General features: G+C 70.4%; 12 protein-coding genes. 6 read left to right on the top strand and 6 right to left on the bottom strand.

The genetic code is table 11. The annotated features are described in order from the left end of the window. Positions 1–37: 37 nt before the first annotated feature. Both ACSDR0_RS22745 and ACSDR0_RS22740 read left to right on the top strand, forming a co-directional pair. Positions 38–1,810: an asparagine synthase-related protein gene (locus ACSDR0_RS22745; RefSeq protein WP_435290883.1), complete on the top strand. Its 1,773-nt coding sequence runs from the start codon at positions 38–40 to the stop codon at positions 1,808–1,810. After that, positions 1,807–2,592 (top strand): AraC family transcriptional regulator, encoded by a 786-nt coding sequence (locus ACSDR0_RS22740; RefSeq protein WP_435290882.1) that lies wholly within the window; start codon positions 1,807–1,809, stop codon positions 2,590–2,592. Before ACSDR0_RS22745 ends, ACSDR0_RS22740 begins: the two co-directional genes overlap by 4 nt. 895 nt (positions 2,593–3,487) lie before the next feature. Here ACSDR0_RS22740 and ACSDR0_RS22735 read toward each other — a convergent pair. Next, positions 3,488–4,678 (bottom strand): hypothetical protein, encoded by a 1,191-nt coding sequence (locus ACSDR0_RS22735; protein WP_435290881.1) that lies wholly within the window; start codon positions 4,676–4,678, stop codon positions 3,488–3,490. Positions 4,679–5,463: 785 nt separating this feature from the next. Here ACSDR0_RS22735 and ACSDR0_RS22730 point away from each other — a divergent pair. The 3 genes from ACSDR0_RS22730 to ACSDR0_RS22720 all read left to right on the top strand — a co-directional run bounded on the left by ACSDR0_RS22730 (position 5,464) and on the right by ACSDR0_RS22720 (position 8,915). After that, the gene (locus ACSDR0_RS22730) at positions 5,464–6,849 is read left to right on the top strand and encodes a selenium-binding protein SBP56-related protein (protein WP_435290880.1); all 1,386 of its coding nucleotides are present in this window, start codon (positions 5,464–5,466) and stop codon (positions 6,847–6,849) included. Positions 6,850–6,949: 100 nt separating this feature from the next. Beyond that, positions 6,950–7,594: a hypothetical protein gene (locus ACSDR0_RS22725; RefSeq protein ID WP_435290879.1), complete on the top strand. Its 645-nt coding sequence runs from the start codon at positions 6,950–6,952 to the stop codon at positions 7,592–7,594. A gap of 73 nt (positions 7,595–7,667) precedes the next feature. After that, positions 7,668–8,915 carry a serpin family protein gene (locus tag ACSDR0_RS22720; RefSeq protein ID WP_435290878.1) on the top strand — a complete coding sequence of 416 codons (1,248 nt, stop codon included), beginning with the start codon at positions 7,668–7,670 and terminating at the stop codon, positions 8,913–8,915. A gap of 24 nt (positions 8,916–8,939) precedes the next feature. Here the strand turns inward: ACSDR0_RS22720 and ACSDR0_RS22715 are convergent, their stop codons facing one another. Both ACSDR0_RS22715 and ACSDR0_RS22710 read right to left on the bottom strand, forming a co-directional pair. After that, on the bottom strand, positions 8,940–9,773 hold the full coding sequence (locus tag ACSDR0_RS22715; RefSeq protein ID WP_435290877.1) for an SCO6745 family protein: 834 nt from the start codon (positions 9,771–9,773) through the stop codon (positions 8,940–8,942). A 127-nt stretch (positions 9,774–9,900) separates the two neighbouring features. After that, complete coding sequence (locus ACSDR0_RS22710; RefSeq protein ID WP_435290876.1) at positions 9,901–10,641, bottom strand: SAM-dependent methyltransferase; 741 nt, start codon at positions 10,639–10,641, stop codon at positions 9,901–9,903. Between the two features lie 221 nt (positions 10,642–10,862). Between ACSDR0_RS22710 and ACSDR0_RS22705 the strand changes: the two genes are divergently transcribed. Further along, on the top strand, positions 10,863–11,684 hold the full coding sequence (locus ACSDR0_RS22705; protein WP_435290875.1) for a MerR family transcriptional regulator: 822 nt from the start codon (positions 10,863–10,865) through the stop codon (positions 11,682–11,684). A 206-nt stretch (positions 11,685–11,890) separates the two neighbouring features. Here ACSDR0_RS22705 and ACSDR0_RS22700 read toward each other — a convergent pair whose 3' ends face one another. The 3 genes from ACSDR0_RS22700 to ACSDR0_RS22690 form a co-directional block, all read right to left on the bottom strand. Continuing rightward, positions 11,891–12,328: an SRPBCC family protein gene (locus tag ACSDR0_RS22700; protein ID WP_435290874.1), complete on the bottom strand. Its 438-nt coding sequence runs from the start codon at positions 12,326–12,328 to the stop codon at positions 11,891–11,893. Further along, positions 12,325–12,495, bottom strand: coding sequence for a hypothetical protein (locus ACSDR0_RS22695; RefSeq protein WP_435290873.1), 171 nt, complete (start codon positions 12,493–12,495; stop codon positions 12,325–12,327). The genes ACSDR0_RS22700 and ACSDR0_RS22695 overlap by 4 nt, the downstream gene beginning before the upstream one ends. 231 nt (positions 12,496–12,726) lie before the next feature. Beyond that, positions 12,727–13,644: a diacylglycerol/lipid kinase family protein gene (locus ACSDR0_RS22690; protein ID WP_435290872.1), complete on the bottom strand. Its 918-nt coding sequence runs from the start codon at positions 13,642–13,644 to the stop codon at positions 12,727–12,729. Positions 13,645–13,833: the final 189 nt, after the last annotated feature.

The raw sequence follows: 13,833 nt of genomic DNA, 5'->3' as shown, positions 1-13,833 counted from the left end.
AGCTGTCTTGAAAAAACGCGACATATGATCCTGCACCATGCGCGTGTATCTCGGCCTCGCGGCCAAACAACCGGGAGCCGGTATACCGGAGGCGATGCTGCACACCGTCAGGGGCGCCATCGACAGCGCGTTCCCCGTACCGCCCGAGGTCATCAGATCCCGGGAGTGGCACCGTCCCGGCATCACCATGTTCGCCTGGACCAACGAGCCGGACGACTCCCGGCAGCCTCCCCTGCTGGAGACCGGGCACGACCGGGTGACCGGGGTGAACGGCTACCTGGCCGCGCCGGGCGATGTGAACCGGCTCGCGGCCATGCCGACCCTGGACACCGAGGCGGTCGGCGGGTGCTTCTCGGCGTTCCGGGCGACGGAGGACGAGCTGTCGGCCGCCACCGCGATCCACAGGGTCTGCCCGGTCTACTACGCCGAGACCCCCGACGTGCACGTGATCGGCAGCCGGGCGCTGCTGGTCCACCTCGCGGGCGGCGGCGAGCGGGTCGAGTGGGACGTGCTCGCGCTGCAGTCGATGGTCAGGCAGGGATACTTCCTGTCGGACGAGACGCCCTACCGCGGGGTGAGCGCGTTGCCGCCGTCCTCGTCGGTGACCGTCAGGGGCGGCCACCGTACGATCACCACGACCCCGCTCCCCGCGGCCGTGCCCGCGCCCGAATCGCGCAGGAGGAAGAAACTACTCGTCGGGGAGCTGGCGGAGGCGCTGCTGGCCACGGTGGAGCCGCTGCGCGCGGCCGGGGAACCGGTGAACCTGGCCCTCACCGGCGGCAGGGACAGCCGCCTGATCGCCGCGGTGCTGCACGCGGCCGGTATCCCGCTGCGCGCGACCACCAACGGCCTGGACACCCACCCCGACGTGATCATCGCGGGTCGGATCGCCCGCGCGCTCCGCGTCGAGCACACCGTCATCCCCCCGTCCCGCGCCGAGAAGAAGGACGCGATCGTCGTCGAGCACCCTCTCGCGCGGGCCTACGAGACGCTGCGCGCCTGCGAGGGCATGACGTCGGCGTACGAGTCGATCGTCGGCTACCTCCCCTACAGCGCCAGGCCGACCATGTCGGGGCAGAGCGGGGAGATCCTGCGAGCCGGGGGCCTGCTGCTGCTCCAGACCGACCTGAGCGAGAAGGCGCTGCGTCGCCGGGTGGACGTGACCTTCCTGCGGGACCCGGCGCTGTTCACCGAGGAGGCCAACGAGCACGCCCGCGAGCTGGCCGGGCCCTGGCTGGAGCGGGCGCCGCTGGAGGCGCTCGACCACATGTACATCTCCTACAAGGTCGGCCGCTGGCACGCGGGGGCACGGGCGGGCTCGCTGCGCAGGGGCGACCAGATCTGGCCGTTCCTCGACAACCGGGTGGTCCGCGCCGCGCTGGGCCTCGACCAGACCTGGCGGCTGTCGGAGGAGGTCATCTACGAGTTGCTCGGCGTCCTGGCCCCGTCGCTCAGGGACATCCCGATCGAGGGCAAGCCGTGGCGGTTCACCGCCGGGAAGCGCTACTACCCGTGGCAGCGCAGGCCTCAGGTGCTGACGGCGCCGAAGACCGGCGGGGGCGGCTGGAACTGGCGGACCAGCCCCGGCGCGGAGCTGACCGGCCTGATGCGCGACCACGTCCTCGGCCGCCTGGACCTGCTGGCGCCCATCGTCAGGCCCGACGAGGTCCGCAAGCTGTTCGCCGAGCCCGTCCTGAAGAAGCCCAACCAGGCCTGGCACCTCTACACCGTGGCCACCATGCTGGGTGGCGAGTATCCGGGCAAGGAGCCGGAGGGCCTGCCGAGGGTCCACATCCCCATCCCGTCTTGACGGGTGCGCCCGCCGACGACACCCGGGGCATCCTGAACTTCGGGGCGGCCAGGTTCCGCTACGGGCGCCACGCGTGCCACCCGGCCCTGGCCCCCTTCGTCGAGCATCACTGGATCGTCCGCTGGGAGCTGGACGAACCGTACGAGCAGCGGATCGTGTCCCATCCGTCGGTGAACCTGGTCTTCCACGAGCGCGGCTCCCACGTGGCCGGGGTCATCACCGGTGACTACCTGGAGGTCCTGACCGGCACCGGGGTCGTGGTCGGCAGCCGCTTCCGCCCGGCCGGATTCCGTCCCTTCCTCGGCGCCCCGCTCTCCACGATCACCGATCTCCTCACTCCGGCCTCCCGGATCTTCGGCCAGGACGCCGACACGGTCACCCCGGCCGTCCTGGCCGCCTCCGACGAGGAGGCACTGCGGGCGCTGGAGGAATTCCTGCTCGCACGGCTCCCCGCCCGCGACCCCGTCGCCGAACGGGCGGCGGACCTCGTCGCGAGCGTGCTCGACGACCCGGCCGTCGTCCGCGTCGGCGAACTGGCCGCCCGGCACGGGCTGAGCGTCCGGCACCTGCAGCGGCTGTTCAGCGACTACGTCGGCGTCTCCCCCAAGTGGGTGATCCGCCGCTACCGCGTCCACGAGGCCGCCGAGAGGGCCGGGCCCGCCACCGACTGGTCACGGCTGGCCGCCGATCTGGGCTACAGCGACCAGTCCCACTTCACCCGCGACTTCACCGCCGTCATCGGCGTGTCTCCCACCGCGTACGCCCGTCGCCTGGCCGGATGACGTCAGCAGGCGCGGGCGATGCCGAAGACCGCAGTGGTCAGGGCGTCGACGGGGCGGCGGGACACGCACCCCACCGTCTCGCGCTCGCCTTCGAATTCACCCGGGCGAGGCGCACCACCACCTCGGCACACCGGCTGACCTTCCGCGCCCCGGCACCGCCCGGCCACGCGAGCTCGCACGGACCTGAGCACCGAACCCGGGAGCCGAATCCGGTAACGGAATCTTAGTGCGAAACATCTCCTTAGCCTAATTTACGTCTTATCTTATCTCGATCCACTTATCCGAATAATCAGGAAAGGGGTGGCATTAAGGTTTTATATAGATACTCAAATGCGTGGAGTGCAAAGAAACGCGCACCCTCCATCAAGCTTCCATTCCTGATTCGAGTCACACTTCTCCGGCCTATCCCCCGGGCGCACCAAGAATGGCCGTACGGAGTTTTCTCTCAATAGGAGGGGAGAGACAACGCACGTGTCTACTTTCATGAAACGGACCCTTGCGGGCGGCGCGCTCGCCGGGGCCGTCCTTCTCTTGCACTCCCCTGTCCCAGTTTCAGCCGATTCGCGACTTCAGATATCGGCACAGGCCCACCACGACGAAATCCGACCCACCGGAAACGTGCAGGGCGACCCCTGCCCTGTGCTGCTTTCCAGCATTTGCACGAACTTCGTTGCCCTGCCCACTGTGATCCGCACCAGGGACGTCATAAGCACCGGAGCGATCATCCAGCGAGGACTGCAGCCGACCGCGAGCGATGCGGTCTACCTCCCGCTGTGCAGGTGGCTGGGTCTGCCGAGTTTCCTCTGCCGGATCCCTGACGGAATCCAGGGCCCGGCAGGTCCTCCGGGCCCCAGGGGTCCGGTGGGCCCCAGAGGCCCCGAGGGCCCCACAGGACCTACAGGACCGGCAGGACCCGCAGGCGAGGACGGCGCACCCGGACCGGCAGGACCTGAGGGACCCGAGGGACCGGCAGGACCTGAGGGGCCAGCAGGACCTGAGGGGCCAGCAGGACCGGAAGGACCGGCAGGACCTGAGGGACCAGCCGGACCCGCAGGCGCTGACGGCGCACCCGGACCCGAGGGACCAGCAGGACCCGCAGGACCGGAAGGACCAGCAGGACCTGAGGGACCAGCAGGACCCGCAGGCGCTGACGGCGCACCCGGACCCGAGGGACCAGCAGGACCCGCAGGACCGGAAGGACCAGCAGGACCGGAAGGACCAGCAGGACCCGCAGGCGCCGATGGCGCACCCGGACCGGCAGGACCTGAGGGACCCGAGGGACCGGCAGGACCGGAAGGACCAGCAGGACCAGCCGGCGCCGATGGCGCACCCGGACCCGAGGGACCAGCAGGACCCGCAGGACCGGAAGGACCAGCAGGACCCGCAGGCGCCGATGGCGCACCCGGACCCGAAGGACCAGCAGGACCCGCAGGACCGGAAGGACCAGCAGGACCTGAGGGACCAGCCGGACCCGCAGGCGCCGATGGCGCACCCGGACCCGAAGGACCAGCCGGACCCGCAGGCGCTGACGGCGCACCCGGACCCGAAGGACCAGCAGGACCCGCAGGCGCCGATGGCGCACCCGGACCGGCAGGACCTGAGGGACCCGAGGGACCGGCAGGACCGGAAGGACCAGCAGGACCAGCCGGCGCCGATGGCGCACCCGGACCCGAGGGACCAGCAGGACCCGCAGGACCGGAAGGACCAGCAGGACCTGAGGGACCAGCCGGACCCGCAGGCGCTGACGGCGCACCCGGACCCGAAGGACCAGCCGGACCCGCAGGCGCCGATGGCGCACCCGGACCCGAAGGACCAGCCGGACCCACCGGACCCGCAGGACCGGAAGGACCAGCAGGACCTGAGGGACCAGCAGGACCCGCAGGCGCTGACGGCGCACCCGGACCCGAAGGACCAGCAGGACCCGCAGGACCGGAAGGACCTGAGGGACCCGAGGGGCCAGCAGGACCCGAGGGACCGGAAGGACCAGCAGGGCCCACAGGCGCCGACGGCGCACCCGGACCCGAAGGACCAGCCGGACCCGCAGGACCGGAAGGACCAGCAGGACCCGCAGGCGCCGATGGCGCACCCGGACCCGAAGGACCAGCAGGACCCACCGGACCCGCAGGACCTGAGGGACCAGCAGGACCCGTTGGACCCCAGGGGCCCGTTGGACCTCAGGGTCCGATTGGACCGCAAGGCCCGCCTGGACCTCCCGGATCTCCCGCATCGTCGCCAACCGGTACCCCGGTCGCCGGTTACCCGGTCGCCCGTTACCCGGTCGCCGGTTACCCGGTCGTCAGTGCCCACATTGTCAGGGCACCGATTATCAGGGCAGCACCGCTCTTCCTGGCTCCTACGACCGTCTGCACGGCTGTGAGAGTCTGCTGAGGTCTTTCAAGGGCCTCACGGAAAATGGAAACAGGTCGATTGACGTGTCCCGGCCCGGCGGTTCACTCCGAAGGTCCCTAGGACCAGGAAAGTGAAAATCGGGAACGGCCGTGCGGGGCAGGTGGCCGTCAACTGAAACATGGAGAGGTGCGGGGCGTCACGCCCCGCACCTCTCCACCTGTTCGAAACCCTTTTTCAAACGCTGCTTTAAACTCCGCTTCAAACCCTGTTTCAAACTCTGTTCGCAGCCATTCGCGAAAACCTCTACCGAAAACCTCTCGAACCCTCCGCCGAGCGCCTCCACCGGAGGATCTCGCGACCACGCGGGACGTCTCCCGCGTTCACCGGCCCGCGAACCGGGAGGACCCGGGCAGCCGGGCACCCCCGCCCGCACCGGTTACGCAATACGACCTCTGGACAACAGACAGTTTTCCTACAAGATTAGTTGGGTACCCGTTCCGGCTACGAGTTCAGGAGTGCACCGTGGCGCTTGTCCAGCCCGATCCCACTTTCTACCCGTCGGCCCGCGAGGCCATGGCGGCCCCAAAGGAGGAGCTCGCTTACGTCGCGCTGCTGGCCACGACCGGCGACGACCGGCCCGACGGGCTCGCCACGATCGACCTGTCGGACGGGTCGATCTCCAACGTGCACGACATGTCCGTCCCCGGCGACGAGCTCCACCACTTCGGCTGGAACGTGTGCAGCGCCGCCCTGTGCCCGTACGCGCCGCATCCGCACGTGGAGCGGCGCTACCTGGTCCTTCCGGGCCTGAGGTCCAGCAGGATCTACATTTTCGACGTCAAGGACGACCCCTGGCGCCCCAAGCTCGTCAAGACGATCGAGCCAGAGACGATCTTCGAGAAGACCGGATACAGCCGCCCGCACACCGTCCACTGCGGCACCGACGCCATCTACGTCAGCGCGCTCGGCAACGTGGACGGCGACGCGCCCGGCGGTGTGTTCACGCTCGACCACGACACCTTCGAGCCCAAGGGCCGCTGGGAGGCCGACCGGGGGTCGCAGAAGCTGCACTACGACTTCTGGTGGCACCTCGGGCACGACACGATGATCTCCAGCGAGTGGGGGACGCCCAACCAGATCGAGCCCGGCCCCTCGCTGGAGCTTCTGGTCGGCCGGCAGTACGGTCACAAGCTGCACGTCTGGGACCTGGCCAAGCGCAGGCACCTCCAGGAGATCGACCTGGGCGACCAGCACCAGATGGCCCTGGAGCTCCGGCCCGCCCACGACCCGACCAAGACCTACGGCTTCGTCAACACGGTGATCAACGTCGAGGACCTGTCGGCCAACATCTTCACCTGGTACCTGGACAACGGCGTCTGGAAGGCCCGCAAGACGATCACGATCCCGGCCGAGCCCGCCGACCCCGACCTGCTGCCCGAGCCGCTCAAGCAGTTCGGGGCGGTGCCGCCGCTGGTGAGCGACATCTCGCTGACCCTCGACGACCGGATCCTGCTCGTCTCCGCCTGGGGCACCGGCGAGCTCAAGGCGTACGACGTCTCCGACCCGTTCGCGCCGCGTGAGACCGGCTCCGTCCGGCTCGGCGGGATCGCCGGGCGCGATGCCCACCCGGCGGCTCCGGGCCGGGCGCTGAACGGGGGGCCGCAGATGGTCGAGGCCAGCAGGGACGGACGGCGGGTCTATTTCACCAACTCGCTCTACCGCTCCTGGGACGACGTCTTCTACCCCGACGGCATCTCCAGCTGGATGGCGAAGGTGGACATCGCCGACGACGGTTCGATCGCCCTCGATCCGGGCTTCTTCGTCGACTTCGCCTCCGACGGCCGCCGCGCGCACCAGATACGCCTGCAGGGCGGCGACTCCTCCTCCGACTCCTACTGCTTCCCATGATCCCGGCCACCTTCCCGCCGGACCTCGCCGCCCTCCCGCCGAACCTCGCCGTCCTCCCGCCGGGCGCCGCCGTCCTCCCGCTCTCCGCGAGGCGCCCCCGATGGATCTGACGTCGCTGCTCATCCTGGCCGGGCTCGGCGCCTTCCACGGCCTGAACCCGGCCATGGGCTGGCTCTTCGCGGTCGCGCTCGGGCTGCAGGAACGCTCGCGCGACGGGGTGCTGCGCGCGCTGCCGCCCATCGTGCTCGGTCACGCGGGCTCGGTGCTGATCACACTCGGGCTGGTGTCGGCGGCCCGGCTGGCCGCCCCGCCGAAAGCGGTCTCGTACGGCGTGGCCGCCGTGGTGTGCGGGTTCGGCCTCTGGCGGTTGCTGAGGCGGCGCCATCCCCGCTGGGTCGGCATGAAGGTGACGAAGTGGCAGCTGGCCGGGTGGTCGTTCCTGATGGCCACCGCCCACGGAGCCGGGCTGATGGTGCTCCCGGTCACCCTGCACGACGGAAGCGGCGGACACAGCGGGCACGGCGGGCACGGGGGCCACGAAGGACACGACGCCGCCGCGCTCGCCTCGCAGAGCCTGCTGGCGACCGGGGTGCACACGATGTCCATGCTGGTGATGACCACCGTTCTGGCCCTGGTCGTCTACGAGCGGCTGGACGTGGCGGTGCTCCGTAAGGCGTGGTTCAATCTCGACCTCGCCTGGGCCGTCGCCCTCATCGGGGCGGGCGCCTTCGCCGCGCTCACCTGATGCCGCCCGGCACGCGAACCGACCGGCGCGCGAGCCGCGTGAACCGCCCGGCGGCGGCGTACGTTTCAGGAGCATGCGCCGACTGTTACCCGCCCTGCTGGCCGTCGCCGCCCTCTCGGCGTGTGCCATGACCGAGTCCAGCGCGATCACCGCGAAGGGGGTGAAAAGGGAGGTCCCCAAGAACCCGCCGGTCGCGGAGACCGTGCGCGGTCTGACCTCCTTCGGACACGCCCTGTTCACCGCGACCGCGAAACCCGGGGCCAACACCGTCCTGTCGCCCCTGAGCATCGGTTACGCCTTCGGCATGGCGAGGGCGGGAGCCGCCGGAGACACCGCCACCGAACTCGACGAGGTCTTCGGCTTCCCCTCCGGCGGGCCGCACACCTCCCTCAACGCGCTCACCCGGCAGATCGCCACCACCGACGACCCGCCTCCCCTCACCGAACCGGACGCGGAACGGGACGCCCAGGAGCGCACCCCCGAGCCACCGGTCGTGGGCATCGCCAACGAGTTGTTCACCCAGAAGGGGCTGAGCGTCAAGCCCGAGTTCCTGCGTACGCTCGCGGCGCAGTACGGCACGGGCGTGCGCCAGGTGGACTTCGCCGGGAACGCCACGGAGGTCATCGACGCCTGGGCCGAGGAGCGGACCGCCGGGCGGATCAAGAAGGTGTTCGACAACCTGCCCGCGAAGACCAAGCTGGTCATCGCCAACGCCGTCTACCTCAAGGCCGACTGGACGACGCCGTTCACCGACCCACCGGAGGAGGGCGCCACCTTCACCCGCGCGGACGGCACGACGACACGCACGGCCCTGATGCGCCGCGACGACTTCCTCCCGTACGCGGCGGGATCCGGCTGGCAGGCCGTGGAGCTGCGCTACGCCGGAGACGAGCTGGCCATGTGGGTCCTCGTGCCGCGAGCGGGCGGCTCCCCCGGCGACCTGCTCTCCCCCGCCGTGATGGCGGAGGTGGCCACCGGGCTCGGGGAGCGTCCGGTGCGGCTCGCCATGCCCCGATGGGACTTCTCCGCGAGCCTGGACCTGGCGGAGTCGCTCGCGAAACTGGGGCTACGGGAGACCGACTACTCGGGGATCACCGATGGAGTCTTCCTCGAACAGGCGATCCACCGCGCCAACATCACCGTGGACGAGTGGGGTACCGAGGCCGCCGCCGTCACCGGTCTCGCCTTCGCCGTGTCGGCACCGGCCCCGCCGGAGGCCGAGGTCCGCGCCGACCATCCGTTCGCTTTCGCGATCGTCCACCGGCCGACGCTGACCCCGCTGTTCATCGGCCAGGTCGGCGACCCTTCCGCGAGAAACTGAGCCGGACAGCCCCGCGAGGCGGGCTCAGCCGGAGAGGGTGAGCAGGCCGTTGTCCACCACGGCCCGGCCGAAGGCACGCGCCAGCTCGGCCAGGCGGGCAAGCTCGTCGTCGGAGAGCGCGGCGTACGCGGGCAGCGCCAGCTCGTCGGTGCGGTCCTCGATCCGCTGCCTGAGCGCCGCGCCCTCCTCGGTGAGCCCGTCACCGGCCAGCAGGCCGCGCCCGCGCAGCCTCTCCTCGGCCGCGGTCCACTCCTCCTCGGGCCAGTCGCGGCTGTACTTGAGGAACACCGTGGGGACGTGGCCGGTCGCGGCGTGCAGGACCAGCGCGTCCAGCGGGCCGACGTCCTCGGTCAGCAGGGTCGCGACGTGCCCGTCCCCCCGGAACTCGCGAAGCAGCGTCTGGGCGTGCCAGAGCCGCAGAAGCGGCTCGGAGGGCCAGGGCAGCGCGGCGTGCGCGGCGAACAGCGGGCGCCCCTGGGGATGCTCGCACGCCCGCTCCGCGGCGCGGGCGGCGAGTTCCACCGTCTCGGCGAGGGTGTCGATCTCGTGGATCCCGGCCCGGCGCAGGGCCGCTCCGGCGGCTTCGAGACGGGCCTCGAGCAGCTTCTCCGGAGTCGTGACCTGCCACGCGGCGGGGAGCGCACGCCGTACGAGGGCGGGGTGGAAGTTGTAGAAGGTCGCGATGACCAGCTCGGCGGAGGCGGTGCCGAAGGCCGCGGCGCGGGAGGCGAAGTAACCCGCGCGGCTGTCGAGGCCGAGCGCGGCGTAGCGCTCGGTGGCCTCGGGCACGAAATAGATCATCCCGTGGACGGGCTCCAGGCGGCGCCAGGATTGACGGGCAAGCCGAACGTCGGTCATCACGCCTCCGGGAAGTCAACGAAGCGGGTCGTACCGGCCGGTGGCCCTGATCTTCGACCTCGCGCCGGGCGAGGCCGACAACCGACCGGTCGGTATCCGGAAACTTATTCCTACCCGCCAGTAGCCGTCAACGCCGACGCGCCACGAAGACCCCCCAGCCGAGGTATCGCCTGCCGTACTCGACGTGCGAACGACGCGCGCGCTCCAGGAAGTCGCGCACCTCGCCGACCTCGGGGTCGTCGGGGTTGTCGCGCAGCCAGTCGCTGAGCGTCCACCACTGGCTCGCCACGTAGCGGTCCCAGCTGTCCTGGTCGGCGAGGACCATCTCCAGCACCTCGACCCCCGCCGCCTCGAACCGGTCGAACGTCCCCGCCAGCGAGGTGAAGTCGTCCGGGCCGAAGCCGAACGACTCGTACGCCCCGGTGGGCGGCTCGGAGTTCCAGAACGGCTCACCGACGAGGAGGATCCCGTCGTTCTTCAGCGCGGGGAGCATCAGCTTGACCGTTCCCTCCAGCCCGCCGCCGATCCAGGTCGCGCCGAGGCAGGACACGACGTCGAACGCCCCCGCCTCCGCCCGGTAGGCCCCGGCGTCGCCCTTCTCCAGGCGGACGCGGCCGGCCACCCCGAGTTCCTCGGCCCTGGCGCGCGCCGCGTCGAGGAAGACGTCGCTGATGTCGACGCCGACCCCTTCGATCCCGTGGCCGAGCGACCACTGGCAGAGCATCTCCGCCTTGCCGCAGCACAGGTCGAGCAGGCGCGCTCCCGGCCGGAGCCTGGCGACCTCGCCGAGCAGCGCCAGCTTGTCGTGGGTGAACGGGTTGAGGATGCGATGACCGCCCTCGGCGATCTCGTGAAAGCGCAGTGACATGGCCGCCATGCTTGTCCGGCACGGCGCCGCCGGACAACCGGTTATCGCCGGGCGCGGGCCCCGCCTCCGCCGGCTCGCGGGAGCGCGACCCTGCGGGGGCGGGGCCCGCGAGGTCCGGGGGGACTCGGGGCACGCTCATCCCGGACGCGAGACGGCCCGGCCGAGACGGGGTCCGGGGGGTTGCGGCTGACACCGTGTCAGCCCCTATACCTGAGAGCACCATGTTCAGTATCGGAGAGTTCTCCCAGCTCGGCCAGGTGTCGGTGCGCATGCTGCGCCACTACGACGCGATCGGCCTGCTCCGGCCCGCCCATGTCGACCCGGGCAGCGGACACCGCTTCTACCGGGCCGACCAGCTGTCGCGGCTCAACCGCGTCATCGCCCTGAAGGACCTCGGCCTCACCCTGCGCCAGATCGGTTCGATCCTGGACGAGCGGGTCGACGCCGCGGAGCTGTACGGGATGCTGCGGCTGCGCCGCGCCGAGCTGGAGGAGCGGATCGCCGCGGACACGGCCCGGCTCCTCCGAGTGGAAGTACGGCTCACGACAATCGCCAAGGAAGGTCACATGCACCCCGAAGAGGTTCTCCTCAAGCCGATCCCCTCGACACGCGTAGCGGAGCTCACCGCCGTCGCGGCCAGCTACGAGGGCGAGGACATCGGCCCCGTCATCCAGCCGCTCTTCGCCGAGCTGTGCCGGCGTGTCGACGCCGCCGGAGTGAAGGTCGCCGGATACGGCATCGCCCGCTACGAGCCCGAGGCCGACGGCCGGGTGACCGTGCACGCAGGGCTGGAGGTCTCGGCGGAGACGGGCGGCGACCACGACTTCGCGATCGTGGACCTGCCGGAGATCGAGCGGGCCGCCACGATCATCCACCGCGGTTCGATGGAGGAGGTGGGCCCGACGTTCCAGACACTGGCGCACTGGATCGACGAGCACGGCTACCGCGGTGTCGGGCTGGCCAGGGAGGTCTCCATCGACTGCCCCGAGGGCGACTACGACAACTGGGTGACCGAACTGCAGATGACGGTCACGCGGGCGTGACGACACCGCGGCCGACCATACGGACGACCACGCCGCGAGCCGCAGCCACCCGAACACGGTCACCACGAACGGCGGCCACCCGAACGCGATCACCGCAGGCCGCGGCCACCCGAACACGGTCACCGCGATGACCGCGGACGGCGGTCACTGATGAAACGACATCACGAACGGCGGCCGGGCGGGACGGTCGCCACCCGTGGACGACGTCACGCGCCCGTGGTGACCAGGTCGCCGAGGCGGCGGACGTTCTGCTGGAGCCTGCGCCTGAGCATGCGTTCGAGAAGGGGGGCGCGCAGGCGCAGCAGGCCCGGGAGCTTGACCCCGAACCACATGGTCACCTGGCACCGGTCGTCGTCCAGGGGAACGACCGACCTGCCGCCCTCGACGTCGATCCCCGACGTCCCGCGCCAGGCGAACTCCCTCCCGGGCACCACCGAGGTCACCAGACCGCTGATGTAGTAGGCACGTCCGGCGAAATACATGACCTCGTCGGTGGTGGTGCCCGGCACGACCAGTCCCGGCGGGTCGGGCGCCATCGTGGTCACGCCCGCCCGCCACCGGGGGTCCTGACCGAAGTCGGCGACGATCCGCCATATCTCGGCCGCGGGACGGGCTATCTCGACCGACACCCTCAGCTCGATCACAGCCCGTACACGGTCCCCGTCGGCCGCTCGGCCTCCACCCGCGAACGGGCCCGGACGGCGGCGTCGTGCGGGGCGGAGCCGGCACGGACCCGGACGGAATGGCCGCGTAACCCGTACGGCCCCGACCGGCCGGGGACGTCGGCCTCCGTCCAGCGATTACCGGTCATCGCCCCGCTCTTTTCCACTAAGCGAAATTAGTCGATAAACCATACTGAATCTACATTTGTCATGAATACCGACTGAAAGGGAGTTTTCAGAATGGGGCCGACGGCGGTACCCGGACTCCGCGCACCGGCCGTGCGCGGCGACCCGCGATCACGACCGGCCGGAACCGGTGTCCGTGGGTCACAGCCGGCCGGAACCGGTGTCCGGAGGCCCGGTGGAGCGGCGACCCGCGATCACGACCGGTCGAAGTCGGTGGACTCGGGGACGCGGATGGTGATGCCGCCGGGCACGACCTTGGCCTTGAGCTCGGTGACGGTGCCCTTGGCGCCGCCGTCCAGTTCGTAGGTCATGGGACTGCCGAACGTGGCGGTCACCTTGCGCGCCCGGGACATCCGGACGAACGGCGACTCGTCGGACCGCCCCACGCTCATCCTTCCGAGCACGCGGGCCCACTGGATCGGCCCCGTCGCCGTGGTCACACCGATCTCCAGCCATCCGTCGTCGGGACGGGCGTCGTCGAACGCCTCGATGCCGCCGGTGATGGTACCGACGTTGCCCAGCAGCAGGCAGCTCGCCTCGCCCTCGAACCACGTCACGCCGTCGATCTTGACCTCCATCCGCACGAGCTCCCCCCGGACGTGACGCAGTCCCGTCCAGACGTACGCCGCGCGCCCCAGGCGGTCCTTCAGCCCACGGTCGGCGTCCTCGATCATCGCCGCGTCGAAGCCGACCCCGGCCATGACGGCGAAGTGCTCCCCGTTGACCTTCCCGAGATCCAGCTTCCTGCTCTCGCCGTGGAAGGCGATGTGCACGGCCTTGGGCAGGTCCTCGGGAATGCCCAGATTCTGCGCGAAGAGGTTGGCCGTCCCCGCGGGGAGGATGCCGACCGTGACGCCGGAGCCCGCGAGCGCGTCCACGCAACGCTGAACCATGCCGTCGCCACCCCACACCAGGACCAGGTCGGCCCCTTCCTTCAGTGCCTTCTTCGCCTTCTTCGGCGCCTTCTTGCTCTTGGGCACCTCGTACCAGAGCAGCTCGCCGACACCCTCGTCGGCGAGGAGCCTGCGCAGCTCGTCCAGCCCTCCGCCGAATGTCTTCTTCTGGTGGGCGATCACCGCGACCGTGCCGACCTTCTGCTTGCGGGGCAGCATCTGACCTCCTGTAGCACCGCGTCGGGTACGTTCAACAGCACCGCGTCGGATACGTCAACGGCTGCCCCCACCTCGGAGCGACAAACGTCGCCCCCTCGGCCGGGGAACGCGCGCCCGCCACCGCACGCGCCCAGCTCGTGCCGCCTTTCTCCCGTTTCCGGACGCTCATTCGTTCGGCCAATCGGTGAT

It is taken from the genome of Streptosporangium sp. G11 (genome assembly GCF_051192615.1).
Lineage (GTDB): Bacteria > Actinomycetota > Actinomycetes > Streptosporangiales > Streptosporangiaceae > Streptosporangium.
This window is presented reverse-complemented; position numbering and strand designations above follow the sequence as displayed.